This window comes from Pandoraea sp. XJJ-1 (assembly GCF_026802345.1).
GTDB lineage: Bacteria > Pseudomonadota > Gammaproteobacteria > Burkholderiales > Burkholderiaceae > Pandoraea > Pandoraea cepalis.
The window spans coordinates 5311826-5325603 of sequence record NZ_CP113827.1; the positions used below are offsets into that span (position 1 = coordinate 5311826).

Below are 13778 nucleotides of genomic sequence, written 5' to 3' on the forward strand. Positions count from 1 at the left end.
GGGGGACGAGAATCGGGCTTCTGCGGATGACGGCTTCGCACTGCGGCGAAGCCCAATATAAAAAGCGCTGTTGGAGTTTTCTCCAACAGCGCTTCCTTTTTGGCGGTGCGCGTTATCGCGCTTATTGTCTCCTCGATCCTCGCCCCTATATCCTGCCGTGACGCGAATTGAAGGAGAGAATAAAGGAGCACCCGATGCACCACAAGTCAGCATTTACCCCTACGGATTAGTTTTTTTCCGACACGCGTGCGCCAGGGTGAAGAGCGGGCGCCCCAAGCCGGTGCGCCCGTGCCTCCGTCAAGAAGGTTGCGCCGTGGTGCGCGTAGGGCGGAACAACCGGCTCCGCGCCACCAGCTCGCCCACCAGACCGCGGCGGAAAGCCAGCACGCAGATGATGAAGATCGCCCCGATGACGATCGTCACCGACTCGCCGAGCGTCTGGAACCAGGTCACGCCCGTGGCCGTCGCGAGCCAGTCGCCGATGTCGCCGAGCTTGTTCTCCAGCACGACGATCACCACCGCGCCCACCACCGGCCCAAACATCGTGCCCAGCCCACCCACCAGCGTCATCAGGATCACCATGCCCGACATCGTCCAATGCACGTCCGTCAGCGTCGCGAAGCCCAGCACCAGCGTCTTGGTCGAACCGGCCAGCGCGGCAAGCGTGGCCGACAGCACGAACGCGAGCAGCTTGAAGCGATCGACGTCGTAACCGAGCGAGATGGCGCGCGGCTCGTTCTCCTTGATCGCCTTGAGTACCTGACCGAAGGGCGAATGCACGACACGCATGATGAGCAGGAAGCCCAACGCGCAAATGGCCAGCACCACGTAATACAGCGTGAGGTCGGAATCGAGCGGCAGCAGGCCAAAGAGGCTACCGCGCGGCACGCCTTGCAGGCCGTCCTCGCCACCGGTGAACGGCGCTTGCAGGCAGAGGAAGTACAGCATTTGCGCCAACGCCAGCGTAATCATCGCGAAGTAGATGCCCTGCCGCCGGATCGCCAGCACCCCCATGACGAGGCCAAGCAACGCCCCGGCCGCCACGCCCGCAATGATGCCGACTTCAGGCGTGAACCCCAGATTGCGCACCACATAACCGGTGACGTAGCCTGCGCTGCCAAAGAACGCGGCATGGCCGAACGACAGCAGACCCGTAAAGCCGAGCAGCAGGTTGAACGCACAAGCGAACAGCGTGAAGCACAGCACCTTCATGATGAATACCGGATACGCACCGGCGAACGGCGCGACGATCAGCGCCAGTAGCAAGAGGGAATAAAGCACCCGTTGTTGCGTCTCTTGTTGCATGGTTCCGCCCCTTACTTTTGTTTGCCGAACAACCCTGCCGGGCGCAGCAGCAACACGATCACCATGATGACGAACACCACGGTCGCAGACCCTTGCGGGTAGAACACCTTGGTAAAGCCTTCGATGATCCCGAGCATCAGACCGGTCAGGATGGAACCCATGATGGAGCCCATACCACCGATCACGACCACCGCGAACACGGTGATGATCATCGACTGCCCCATGAGCGGCGAGATCTGGATAACGGGCGCGGCGAGCACGCCCGCAAACGCGGCGAGCGCCACCCCGAAGCCATACGTCAGCGTAATCATGAGCGGCACGTTCACACCAAACGCTTCCACCAGCTTCGGGTTTTCGGTCCCCGCGCGCAGATACGCACCGATCTTGGTCTTCTCGATCACGAACCACGTTGCGAAGCACACCACGAGCGAAGCCACCACCACCCACGCGCGATAGTTCGGCATGAACATGAAGCCGAGATTGGTCGCGCCGGAGAGCATGTCGGGGGCGTCGAAGGGCTGCCCCGACACGCCGTAGATCGAACGGAAGACGCCCTCGAGCACGAGCGTGATGCCGAACGTCAGCAGCAGGCCGTACAGGTGATCGAGCTTGTAGATCCAGCGCAGCATGGTGCGCTCGATGACGATACCGATGATGCCCACCACAACGGGGGCGAGAATCAACATGACCCAGTAATTGAGGCCGAGATAGTTGCCGCCCATCCAGGCGAGCATGGCCCCCAGCATGAACAACGCGCCGTGCGCGAAGTTGATCACGTTGAGCAGGCCGAAAATCACCGCCAGGCCGAGGCTCAGCATGGCGTAGAACGAGCCGTTCACCAGTCCCAGCAGCAGTTGGCTCAACAGCGCCGGCAGGGGGATGCCTAGTAATTCCATCGAAATCGATTCTCTGCGAGAAAGGTCGCGACGGGACACGCGTCCCGCCGCTTTCGGAGCATCGTGCTAACGGCGCTTACTTCTTCCAGACCGGACAGGTCGACTCTTGCGGCGTAGTGAATGCCTTGTCACCCGGAATCGTGGCGACAATCTTGTAGTAATCCCACGGCGCTTTCGATTCCTGCTTGGTCTTGACCTGCATCAGGTACATGTCGTGGATCATCGAGCCGTCCTTGCGGATGTAACCCTTGCTGAACATGTCGTCGATCTTGATCTTGTGCAGTTCGTCCATCACCTTGTCGGCGTCGGTCGAGCCCGCGGCCTGAACCGCCTTCAGATAGGTCATCGTGGCCGAATAGTCGCCGGCCTGCAGGCTCGACGGCATCTTCTTCATCTTGTCGAAGTAACGCTTGGAGAAGGCACGCGTCTTGTCGTTCTTGTCCCAGTACCAGCTATCGGTCAAGTACATGCCGCCGGTGTTATCCAGCCCCAGCGAGTGAATGTCGTTGATGAACACGAGCAGACCGGCGATCTGCATCTTGCCCTTGATGCCGAACTCCTTCGCGGCCTTGATGGCGTTGACCGTGTCGCCGCCGGCATTGGCCAGACCCAGCACCTGGGCGCCCGACGCCTGCGCCTGGAGCAGATACGACGAGAAGTCCGAGGCCGAGAGCGGATGTCGCACCTCGCCCTTCACCGTGCCGCCGTTGGCCTTGACCACATCGGCCGTGGCCTTCTCCAGCGCGTGGCCGAACGCATAGTCGGCCGTCAGGAAGAACCACGACTTGCCGCCAGCCTTCACGACGGCCGAGCCGGTGCCACGCGCCAGTGCGACGGTGTCATAGGCATAGTGCACGCCGTACGGCTGGCACTGATCGTTGGTCAGGGCATCCGAGCCGGCGCCCACGTTGATGTAGACGCGCTTCTTCTCGGCCGAGACCTTGTTCATCGCGAGGCCAGTCGCCGAGTTCGTGCCGCCGATCAGCATGTCCACGCCATCACGGTCGAACCATTCGCGCGCCTTGGACGCCGCAACGTCCGCCTTGTTCTGGTGATCGGCGGTGACCAGCTCGATCGGCTTGCCGAGGACCTTGCCGCCGAAGTCGGCGATGGCCATCTTGATGGCTTCCGCCCCGCCCGGCCCGTCGATGTCGGTATACAGGCCCGACATATCGGTAATGAAACCGATCTTCACCGCATTGCCGTCGGCATGGGCCTGTGAGGCCATCGCCGCAAAACCGAACGCAGCCGCAACCGCCAACGCCTTCATCCGCATCGTCATCTTTGTCTCCTTCGTGGATTGGATTGCCTGGTTTCATCGCCCGGAACGCCTGCGCGCCGGGCAAGTCACCTCATACCCCTAACAACTCGTGCAGCACCGGCATCTTCGCCTCCAGCTCCGGAGCGCCGAAGCGCTCCACGATCTTGCCGTGCTCCATCACATAGAAGCGATCGGCCAGCGGAGCCGCAAAACGGAAATTCTGTTCCACCATCACGATGGTGTAGCCCCGCGCCTTGAGCGTGGTGATCATGCGTGCCAACGTCTGCACGATCACGGGCGCGAGCCCTTCGGAGATCTCATCGAGCAACAGCAGATTCGCACCGGTGCGAAGAATGCGCGCCACCGCCAGCATCTGCTGCTCGCCGCCCGACAGGCGCGTGCCGGGACTGTGGCGACGCTCCTTCAGGTTGGGGAACATGTCATAGATTTCGTCGAGCGACATTCCGCGCCCGCCGTCGTCGCGACGATCGCCTCGCACACCGATATAAGGGGGCAGCAACAGGTTTTCCTCGCACGACAGGCTCGCGAAAATGCCCCGCTCCTCGGGGCAGTAGCCCACGCCATGGTGCGCAACCTTGTAGGTCGGCAGGTGAATGGTCTCCTCGCCGCCGATCCGGATCGAGCCCTGACGCTGGCCAGTCAGGCCCATGATGGCGCGCAGCGTGGTGGTGCGCCCGGCGCCGTTGCGTCCGAGCAGCGTCACGACCTCGCCGCGGCCGACCGCCAGATCCACCCCGTGCAGGATGTGCGATTCGCCGTACCAGGCCTGCAGTCCTTCGACTTCGAGTGCGGGCACATTCGCGCCACCATTACCGCCGCCGTTACCGTACATAGACGTCCTCACCCGTGCGCTCCCTGCAATTCGCCGTCCGCGGTGCCCATATAGGCTTCCATCACCTGCGGATTCTTCGAGACTTCGTGATACGGCCCTTCGGCGAGCACCTCGCCGCGCTGAAGCACGGTGATGGTGTCGGAAATGCCGGCGATCACGTTCATGTTGTGCTCGACCATCAGGATCGTGCGACCGGCCGACACTTTTTTGATGAGCGCGGTGACACGATCCACGTCTTCGTGGCCCATGCCTTGCGTCGGCTCGTCGAGCAGCATTAGTTCGGGTTCCATGGCAAGCGTCGTGGCGATCTCGAGAGCGCGCTTGCGCCCGTAGGGCAGCTCCACGGTCAGCGTATCGGCGAATTCGGTCAGGCTGACTTCCGCGAGCAATTCCATGGCACGGGCATCGAGCTGATGCAGCGAACGGCTGCTGCGCCAGAAGTGGAACGCGGTGCCGAGGTTGCGTTGCAGGCCGATGCGCACGTTCTCGAGCACGGTGAGGTGCGGGAAGACGGCGGAGATCTGGAACGACCGGATGATGCCGCGTCGCGCGATCTGCGCGGGCGCTTCGCGTGTGATGTCCTCACCGTTGAACGTGATGGTGCCGGCGCTGGGCACGAGAAACTTGGTGAGCAGGTTGAAGCAGGTCGTCTTGCCGGCGCCGTTAGGCCCGATGAGTGCGTGAATGGTACCGCGCGCGACGCGCAGGTCGACCCCGTTCACGGCGGTGAAGCCACGAAACTCTTTTGTGAGTCCGCGGGTCTCGAGAATGTAATCGTTGTTCGCCATGTCTCCTGCCACATTCCTGGTTGGCGGTGCGAGGCAAATGACCGCCTCGGCACCATCGTCTGTGACAACCGCGAGGCAGGCGGACATCGCTGTGGGTGGCGTCGTCGGCGAGGTGCCCCGCGTCCCGGGGTGTGTCGCCGAATTCTTGGTCCGGTCGCACACTGGGAACCGATATTGTGTGTGGTTTGCTGCAACGCGATCATTGGGATTTGCACTAGGCTTCGCGTCTACCGAAACGCGCGTGCGCACACGCTTTCGAGACCCTTCGATCACGGCGCGAACACGTCCCAAACCCCTTATGGCATAAGGCTTTTACCGCGCCCGCAAAAAAGCGTCCGGCCCCGTTTGACGATGCCCCGCCATGGGTCGCGCAACCGACATTAGGTATTACTACGTAAGTTTTAAGGTAAATATCCGGAAATCCGGAAAGTGCGCCTGGCGCCGTCATCATCGGATTTTCACCAAACTACGCCGCGTCGCTTCGTGACAGCATCGAACGCTCTCCCCGGAAGCGATTCGATATGCGCAGCGCGGAAGTCCTTTGGCTCACCAGTTCACTCACGGCGATCAGCGCGCTGCTGCTCGATGCCACATTGCCCGCGTTCGGAGCCATGGCGCTCGACTTTCGGATCGACGTCCGCGCCATCGCCGCCATCGTCGGCCATGTGGTGCTGACACTCTCAGGACTGCAATTGATCGTCGGCCCGATGTCCGATCGCTTCGGTCGAAAGCGCGTGCTGCTCGGCAGCCTGACGCTTGCGAGCATGGGTGCCGTCGGAAGCGCATGCGCCACGACGTACGAGATCCATTTCGCCTTTCGCATCGTTCAGGGCGCAGGCTGCGCGGGCTTCGCGCTTTGCCAGGCTATTCTGCAAGACGCCTTCCCCGGCGAGACCGGATGGCGCGCGCGCATTTTCACCCTCACGTTCGCGAGTGTCTGCCTCGCGCTCGCCCCACTTGTGGGCGTGGCATTGACGCAGGCCGCCGGCTGGCGTGCCATTTTCTGGTCCTTCGCAGGACTGGGCGCCCTGACGGGCTTTGTCACAGCGGTTCGATTCCCGGCATCTATGCCGCAAACGAATTCCGGCCTCGCGCAATACGTTCGGCTGTACGCACAAATGCTGCGGCATCGCCAGTTCATGATCTACGCCAGCCAGGCCGCGATGGCCTTCGTCTGCCACTTCTCGTTCATCATGCTCTCCCCTGCGATCTTCATCGACGACCTCGGGTATTCAGCGAGCGCCTATGGGAAGATGCTCGCCATCTACGGATTGACCTACGTGGCGGCTGGCTTCGCGGCAGGACGCATGGCCCGCGTGCGTGACGCGCGCGATCAAATCCGCACGGGATTCATGCTGCTGGCGATGGCGGGTGGACTGATGGCATTGCTGGGAGTCCTGATTGGAATACATGTCGTCACCGTACTCATCCCCATGCTGATCGTCACGTTCGGCGCGTCCGCAGTGCGTCCCGCCAGCACAACGCTTGCGATGGCCCGCTTCGAGACGCACGCCGGCACGGCTGCGGCCATGATAGGGGCCATCCGCTTCACGATGGCGGGCACCCTGACGCTCGTCATCACGGCCGTCGATCCGCCGCGACTCGCGATACTCGCCAGCCTGCTGATCACGTGCTCGCTCACCGCCCTGCTTTGCGCGCCGCGCGAATCATGTCGCTCGCGCGCTCGGCAATCATGATCGTCGGCGAGTTCGTGTTGCCCGACGTGATGACCGGCATGACCGACGCATCGACCACGCGCAGGTTCTGCACGCCGCGCACGCGCAACTGCGCATCGACGACCGCCTCCGGATCGTTCGCTCGGCCCATGCGGCAGGTCCCCACCGGATGAAAGATCGTCGTGCCGATGTCGCCCGCCGCGCGCTTCAACTCCGCGTCGGTCTGGACCGATGGCCCCGGCAAATATTCGCGCGGTTCATAGCGCGCGAACGCCGGTGCGCCCACGATGCGGCGCGTCAATTTGATGGCATCCGCCGCCACGCGCAAATCCGCTTCCGTCGACAGATAATTCGGCGCGATGCTCGGTGCAACGCGCGCATCAGGTGAGCTCAGATGGACATGGCCGCGCGACGTCGGCCGCAGATTGCACACCGACGCCGTGAACGCATTGAACTTGTGCAACGGTTCGCCAAAGCGTTCCAGCGACAACGGCTGTACGTGGTATTCGAGATCGGGGCGCGCCATATCGTCGCGACTGCGAGCGAACGCCCCCAATTGCGACGGCGCCATGCTCATCGGTCCGCGCTGCGCAAACGCATATTGCATGCCGATCTTCAGCTTGCCGAACCAACTGTTGGCGGTGAGATTGAGGGTCGGCACCCCGCGCAACTTGTACACGGTGCGCAATTGCAGATGGTCTTGCAGGTTCTCGCCCACGCCCGGCAGGTCCGAGACGACGTCGATCCCGAAACCGCGCAGACGCTCGCCATCGCCAATGCCCGAGACCTCCAGCAGATGCGGCGAATTCACCGCCCCTGCCGCAAGAATCACTTCGGCACCCGCCAGCGCCGTGAAGTCCTCATTGCCGCCGCGATACGCCACGCCTGTACAGCGTGTGCCGTCGAACAGCAAGCGACTCACACTCGCGCCCGTGATGATCGTCAGGTTCGGCCGCTGCGACGCCGGACGCAAGAACCCCTTGGCCGCACTCCAGCGCACACCGCGCCGCTGATTCACTTCGAAATAGCCAATGCCGAAGTTGTCGCCCTGATTGAAGTCGTCCGTCTTGGGGATACCCACCTGCTCGGCGGCGTCCGCAAACGAATCGAGCACGCGCCACGACAGGCGCTGCTTCTCGACACGCCACTCGCCCCCGCTGCCGTGAAACGCCGTACCGCCCTTGTAGTGATCCTCGCTGCGCTTGAAGAGCGGCAGCACGTTGTCCCACCGCCAGCCATCGTCACCGGTGGCGTCGGCCCACACGTCGTAATCCTCACGCTGTCCGCGCATGTAGATCATGCCGTTGATCGACGAGCTGCCGCCCAGCACCCGCCCACGCGGATACGCGAGCGAACGCCCGTTCAGCCCTGCCTCGGCCTGCGTGCGATACAGCCAGTCGGTGCGCGGATTGCCGATGCAGTAGAGATAGCCGACGGGGATGTGAATCCAGTGATAGTCATCCTTGCCGCCCGCTTCGAGCAACAGCACGGTGACGTCGGGGTCCTGCGTGAGGCGATTGGCCAGCACGCAACCGGCCGAGCCGGCCCCCACAATGATGTAATCGAAGCGATCCGGCTTCGCTGCCTGCTTGTTCATTCCCGCCTGTCTCCGTCGATGGCGCAGCACTCGCCATGGTGCGGTGCCAACACTGGTGCGGCACCCGAGTGGGATGGACTGTCGCCACCCGCACCGGGTTCATTTTTGTCGTCAGGTCCGACATCCGGCGCGACACCCCGGTGCGCGCCGATACGCACGGCACTCGATTATTTCGCCACCGGCATCGTGAATTCCGCCCCCTTGGCGATGCTGTCCGGCCAGCGCTGCATCACACTCTTGAAGCGCGTGTAGAAACGAATGCCCTCCTCGCCATACGCATGATGATCGCCAAACAGCGAACGCTTCCAGCCGCCGAACGACTGCCACGCCATCGGCACCGGAATCGGCACATTGATGCCCACCATGCCGACCTTCACCTGACGCGAGAACGCACGCGCCACGCCACCGTCGCTGGTGAAGCACGAAACGCCATTGCCATATTCGTGCCCATTGACCAGGTCGATGGCCGCCGCAAGATCCGGCACACGCACCACCGCCAGCACTGGCCCGAAGATCTCTTCCCGATAGATCGTCATTTCGGGCGTGACGTGATCGAACAGCGTCCCGCCGAGGAAAAACCCCTGCGCGTGGCCCGGCACCTGCAATCCGCGGCCGTCGACCAGCAGCTTGGCCCCCGCGCTCACCCCATCGGCAATATAGCCCTCGATCTTCGCCTTGTGCGCCCCCGTGACGACCGGCCCCATTTCCGAGGCTTCGTCCGCCCCCGGCCCCACGCGCAACGCCTTCACACGAGGCACCAACGCATCGACCAGACGATCCGCCACCTGGCCCACGGCCACCGCGACCGAAATCGCCATGCAGCGCTCGCCCGCCGACCCGTAGGCCGCACCGATCAGCGCGTCGACCGCCTGATCGAGATTCGCGTCGGGCATCACCACCAGGTGATTCTTCGCGCCGCCGAGCGCCTGCACTCGCTTGCCGTGACGCGTGCCTTCGGTATAGATGTACTCGGCAATCGGCGTCGAACCGACGAACGACAGGGCGTCGACGTCAGGATGCGCCAACAGCGCGTCGACCGCGACCTTGTCCCCTTGCACCACGTTGAAAACGCCATCGGGCAACCCCGCTTCGCGCAGCAACTCGGCGATCAGCAAGCTGGCCGACGGGTCGCGCTCGGACGGCTTGAGCACGAACGCATTGCCACACGCCAGCGCCATCGGGAACATCCACATCGGCACCATCACGGGGAAGTTGAACGGCGTAATGCCCGCACATACGCCAACGGGCTGACGCAGATGCCAGTTGTCGATACCGCCGCCGATATTGTCGCTGTGCTTGCCCATGAGCAGGCTCGGCGCACCGCAGGCGTATTCCACAACTTCGATACCGCGCGTGACTTCGCCGCGCGCGTCGGAGAACACCTTGCCGTGCTCGCGCGTGATAATGCGTGCCAGTTCGTCCTGATGCTCGTCGAGCAACGCCTTGAACTTGAAGAGCACCCGGGCGCGCTTGAGCGGCGCCGTGTCCGCCCACGATGGCAGCGCAGCCTTGGCCGCCGCCACCGCGGCGTTCACGTCGTTGACACCAGCCAGCGCCACGCGCGCACTCACGGTGCCTTGCGCCGGATCGAAAACGTCGCTAAAACGCTCGCCATCGCCCGCTACGCGGCGACCGCCGATGAAGTGTTGCACCGTCGGAATATCAGCATTGCTCATGTTCGTCTTTCCCCAATCCGGCCCGGTCCGTGACACGGTCCCCGCCTGTTTCGCCAGACGCTCGCCCCACGGCTCACGCCACATCAAGCCCCAAGCGTACTGCTGCGCACCGACACAATCCAATGAGAAATTATCAAAAGCAATATAAGATTCACTTATGTTGCTCTCCCTTTCTCGATAATCCACGCCTCGGGCGCCGCCCGTGAATGTCCTCCATGGAACTCGCCCATCTTCGCGCGTTTGTCGCCATCGCCCACGAGGGCAACCTCACGCGCGCCGCGCAACGCCTGCATCTGACGCAACCGGCGGTCAGCCTGCAGGCGAAGGCGCTCCAGGAGGCGCTGCGGCTCACGCTCTTCACACGCACGGCGCAGGGGTTGGCGCTCACGCGCGACGCACAGGCCCTGTTGCCGCTGGCCGAGCGCATGCTCGCCGCGCTGGCCGATCTGCAGCAGGCGGCCGGTGCGATGCGCGACACGGTGCGCGGACGGCTGCGCATTGGCACGATTCTCGACCCCGAATTCACCCGGCTGGGCGCCTTTCTCAAACGGCTGGTCGAGTCATATCCGCAGATCGAGACGGCGCTGCGTCAGGGGATGTCCGGATCGGTGCTGCAACAACTGGGGCGCGGCGAACTCGACGTCGGCTTCTATCTCGGCCTGCCTGACCCCGAGCGCTTTCACGCCATCACGCTCACGCCGTTCTCGTATCAGGTGCTGGCACCCGCCGGCTGGCGCGAGCGCGTGGCCCGGCGCGGATGGCGCGAACTCGCCGCGTTGCCGTGGATCTGGACGCCCCCCGAATCGGCCCACAACCGCCTGCTCTCTGAACGCTTCGGCGCTCTGGGCGTGTCGCCCACGAAGGTGGCGGAAGTGGATCAGGAGCCGTCGATGCTCGATCTGGTGAAGTCGGGCGTCGGGCTGTCGCTCGTGCGCGACTCGATCGCGTTGCGCGAGGCGCACGCCCATGGTCTGGTGATCGCTGACGGCGTGAGCGTGCCGACGGAACTCACGTTCGTCACGCTGGCCTCGCGACGCGACGAACCCGCCATCGCCGCCGCCTTGCAATTGGTGACGGCGGTCTGGGCCTGAGCGCGCGAGCAACGGCTACGGCACGCCCTCGCCCAACGCCCGACGCCCCGCGCCCTCTACCCCCGGTTGGGGCGCATAATTCGTGGCTCGGGCCATCGGGTTCCAAACCTTCGAAAAGCCCCCCTGTCCCGCGATTCACGCCCACTTCGTGGTGCATCCCGGAAGACGCTGCCATGCCGGATCCCGGTGAAAGCTCTAGAATTTAACTCTGTCTTCGAGGAGTCGATCATGTCTGTGAGAATGGAACGCGATACCTTCGGCGAAATTGCGGTACCCGCCGATCGTCTCTGGGGTGCGCAAACGCAGCGCTCGCTGCAGAACTTCAAGATTTCCACCGAGAAGATGCCGCGCGAACTCGTGCGCGCGCTCGCTCGCGTGAAGCGCGCCGCCGCCGAGGTCAACAAGGGCCTGGGCGTGCTCGACGCGAAGAAGGCCGACGCCATCATCCAGGCCGCCGACGAAGTCATCGCCGGTCAGCATGACGACGAATTCCCGCTGGCCGTGTGGCAAACCGGCTCGGGCACGCAGTCGAACATGAACATGAACGAAGTGCTTGCGAACCGCGCCAGCGAACTGCTCGGCGGCGTGCGCGGCGAAACGCGTCTCGTGCACCCCAACGACGACGTGAACAAAGGCCAGTCGTCGAACGACGTATTCCCGACGGCCATGAGCGTGGCCGCCCTCGACGCCCTCGTCAATCACCTGAAGCCCGGGGTCGGCCAACTGCGCGACACGCTCGCCGCCAAGGCCCGCGCTTATGACGATATCGTCAAGATCGGCCGCACCCACCTCCAGGACGCCACGCCGCTCACGCTCGGCCAGGAAATCTCGGGGTGGGTCGCGCAGATCGACCACGGCCTGAAGCACGTCGACGACGCCCTGCCCCACGTGGCGGAACTCGCGCTCGGCGGCACGGCCGTGGGCACGGGCCTGAACGCGCATCCGGAATTCGCCAGGCAAGTAGCCGCCACGCTCGCGCGCGACACCGGCCTGCCGTTCGTCACCGCGCCGAACAAGTTCGAAGCGCTGGCCGCCAACGACGCCATCGTCAACGCGCACGGCACGCTCAAGACGCTCGCCGCCAGCCTGATGAAGATCGCCAACGACGTGCGCTGGCTGGCCAGCGGCCCGCGCTGCGGCATTGGCGAGCTGATGATTCCGGAAAACGAACCGGGCAGCTCGATCATGCCGGGCAAGGTCAATCCGACCCAATGCGAAGCGATGACGATGCTGTGCGCCCAGGTGCTCGGCAACGACGTGGCGATCAACATCGGCGGCTCGATGGGCAACTTCGAGCTGAATGTGTTCAAGCCGATGCTCATCCACAACTTCCTGCAAAGCGTGCGCGTGCTGGCCGACGGTGCGGTGAGCTTCGACGACAACTGCGCCATCGGCATCGAACCGAACCGGGCGCGCATCGGCACGCTGCTCGAAGAGTCGCTCATGCTCGTGACCGCGCTCAACCCGCACATCGGGTACGACAAGGCTGCGCAGATCGCCAAGAAGGCGCACAAGGAAGGCACCACGCTCAAGGCGGCCGCCCTCGCGCTGGGCCACGTCACGGCCGAGCAGTTCGACGCCTGGGTTCGCCCCGAGCAAATGGTCGGCAAGCGCTGATTTCGCGCGCGCCCTCACCCGTCACTTCGTCACCACGCATGCCCATCTCGCCGTTGCCGCCGCTGCATTGCCTGATTGCTTTCGATGCAGCCGTGCGGCACGCGAGCTTCACGCGGGCCGCCGTCGAACTCAATCTCACGCAAAGCGCCGTGAGCCGGCAAATCGCGCAGCTCGAGGAATTCCTCGGGCGCGCGCTGTTCACGCGCGAGCATCGCACGCTGCGCCTGACGGTGGCCGGGCAACGCTACGCCGAACAGATCCAGCGCCTGCTCGGCGAGTGCGCCGAAGCCACCGCCGACCTGATGAAGCGGCGCGGCGATCTGGAACTCACCGTGGCCTGCTCATCGGGCGTGGCGGTGTTGTGGATGACGCCCCAACTCATGCGATTTCGCGCCGCGCACCCCGACATCAAGATTCGCGTGATCGTGAAAGACGGCATGACGTCGCTGTCCGCGTCGGAGTTCGATCTGGGCGTCTATTACGTGCGTAACGACCTGCCCCCGGACTTCGCCGGTCGGCGGCTCTTCGACGAGGAAGTGTTTCCCGTCTGCTCGCCCACCTATTTGCGCGGGCGCCAGCTCACGCCGGCCGATCTCGTCGGCGAGACGCTGCTCTTCATCGAAGACGGCCAGCGCAAGTGGATGTCATGGACCGACTGGTTCGAGCTGCAGGGGGTGAACGCACCGAAGTTTCCGCGCATGGTGAGCGCGAACTACTACCCGCTACTCGTGCAGATGGCGATCGAGGGTGGCGGTTTGGTCATGGGATGGCGCCACATGATCGATCCGTGCCTCGACGCGGGCCTGCTCGTGCAGGCGTGCCATGCGACCGCCAGCCTGGGCGGCGGCTACTATCTCGTATGGCCTGCCGAGCGCCACGAGCATGCTGCGGCGCGAATTTTCCGCAACTGGATCTACACGGAATATTGTTCCCCATCATAGGGGTTACGCCATCTTTCGGACCGTTGCCATGCGCCACACGCATGGCAACATGCAGAATTTTCGTTTGGCCTGTCATT

General features: G+C 63.8%; 11 protein-coding genes. 4 read left to right on the forward strand and 7 right to left on the reverse strand.

Translation table 11 applies throughout. The features are described from left to right. Window positions 1–297 precede the first annotated feature (297 nt). The 5 genes from OYT13_RS24595 to OYT13_RS24615 all read right to left on the reverse strand — a co-directional run bounded on the left by OYT13_RS24595 (window position 298) and on the right by OYT13_RS24615 (window position 5103). On the reverse strand, window positions 298–1305 hold the full coding sequence (locus OYT13_RS24595; protein ID WP_017233835.1) for a branched-chain amino acid ABC transporter permease: 1008 nt from the start codon (window positions 1303–1305) through the stop codon (window positions 298–300). 11 nt (window positions 1306–1316) lie between these two features. After that, window positions 1317–2201: a branched-chain amino acid ABC transporter permease gene (locus OYT13_RS24600; protein WP_017233836.1), complete on the reverse strand. Its 885-nt coding sequence runs from the start codon at window positions 2199–2201 to the stop codon at window positions 1317–1319. Window positions 2202–2277: 76 nt separating this feature from the next. Further along, window positions 2278–3477, reverse strand: coding sequence for an ABC transporter substrate-binding protein (locus tag OYT13_RS24605; RefSeq protein WP_026131933.1), 1200 nt, complete (start codon window positions 3475–3477; stop codon window positions 2278–2280). Between the two features lie 76 nt (window positions 3478–3553). Next, a complete protein-coding gene (locus OYT13_RS24610) occupies window positions 3554–4315 on the reverse strand; it encodes an ABC transporter ATP-binding protein (RefSeq protein ID WP_017233838.1) in 762 nt (253 codons plus the stop codon). 8 nt (window positions 4316–4323) lie between these two features. After that, the gene (locus tag OYT13_RS24615) at window positions 4324–5103 is read right to left on the reverse strand and encodes an ABC transporter ATP-binding protein (protein WP_017233839.1); all 780 of its coding nucleotides are present in this window, start codon (window positions 5101–5103) and stop codon (window positions 4324–4326) included. A 521-nt stretch (window positions 5104–5624) separates the two neighbouring features. On the opposite strand from OYT13_RS24615, the gene OYT13_RS24620 reads away from it, so the two are divergent. Continuing rightward, on the forward strand, window positions 5625–6800 hold the full coding sequence (locus OYT13_RS24620) for an MFS transporter (protein ID WP_268567071.1): 1176 nt from the start codon (window positions 5625–5627) through the stop codon (window positions 6798–6800). Here the strand turns inward: OYT13_RS24620 and OYT13_RS24625 are convergent. Both OYT13_RS24625 and OYT13_RS24630 read right to left on the reverse strand, forming a co-directional pair. Further along, the gene (locus OYT13_RS24625) at window positions 6742–8376 is read right to left on the reverse strand and encodes a GMC family oxidoreductase (RefSeq protein WP_268567072.1); all 1635 of its coding nucleotides are present in this window, start codon (window positions 8374–8376) and stop codon (window positions 6742–6744) included. The genes OYT13_RS24620 and OYT13_RS24625 overlap by 59 nt on opposite strands. A gap of 167 nt (window positions 8377–8543) precedes the next feature. Further along, on the reverse strand, window positions 8544–10052 hold the full coding sequence (locus OYT13_RS24630; protein ID WP_268567073.1) for a CoA-acylating methylmalonate-semialdehyde dehydrogenase: 1509 nt from the start codon (window positions 10050–10052) through the stop codon (window positions 8544–8546). Between the two features lie 215 nt (window positions 10053–10267). Between OYT13_RS24630 and OYT13_RS24635 the strand changes: the two genes are divergently transcribed. The 3 genes from OYT13_RS24635 to OYT13_RS24645 all read left to right on the forward strand — a co-directional run bounded on the left by OYT13_RS24635 (window position 10268) and on the right by OYT13_RS24645 (window position 13701). Continuing rightward, a complete protein-coding gene (locus OYT13_RS24635) occupies window positions 10268–11143 on the forward strand; it encodes a LysR family transcriptional regulator (RefSeq protein WP_017233843.1) in 876 nt (291 codons plus the stop codon). Window positions 11144–11371: 228 nt separating this feature from the next. Next, window positions 11372–12760, forward strand: a complete 1389-nt coding sequence (fumC, locus tag OYT13_RS24640; RefSeq protein ID WP_254441097.1) for a class II fumarate hydratase — start codon at window positions 11372–11374, stop codon at window positions 12758–12760. Between the two features lie 38 nt (window positions 12761–12798). Further along, window positions 12799–13701, forward strand: coding sequence for a LysR substrate-binding domain-containing protein (locus tag OYT13_RS24645; RefSeq protein WP_017233845.1), 903 nt, complete (start codon window positions 12799–12801; stop codon window positions 13699–13701). The last annotated feature ends 77 nt before the right edge of the window (window positions 13702–13778 follow it).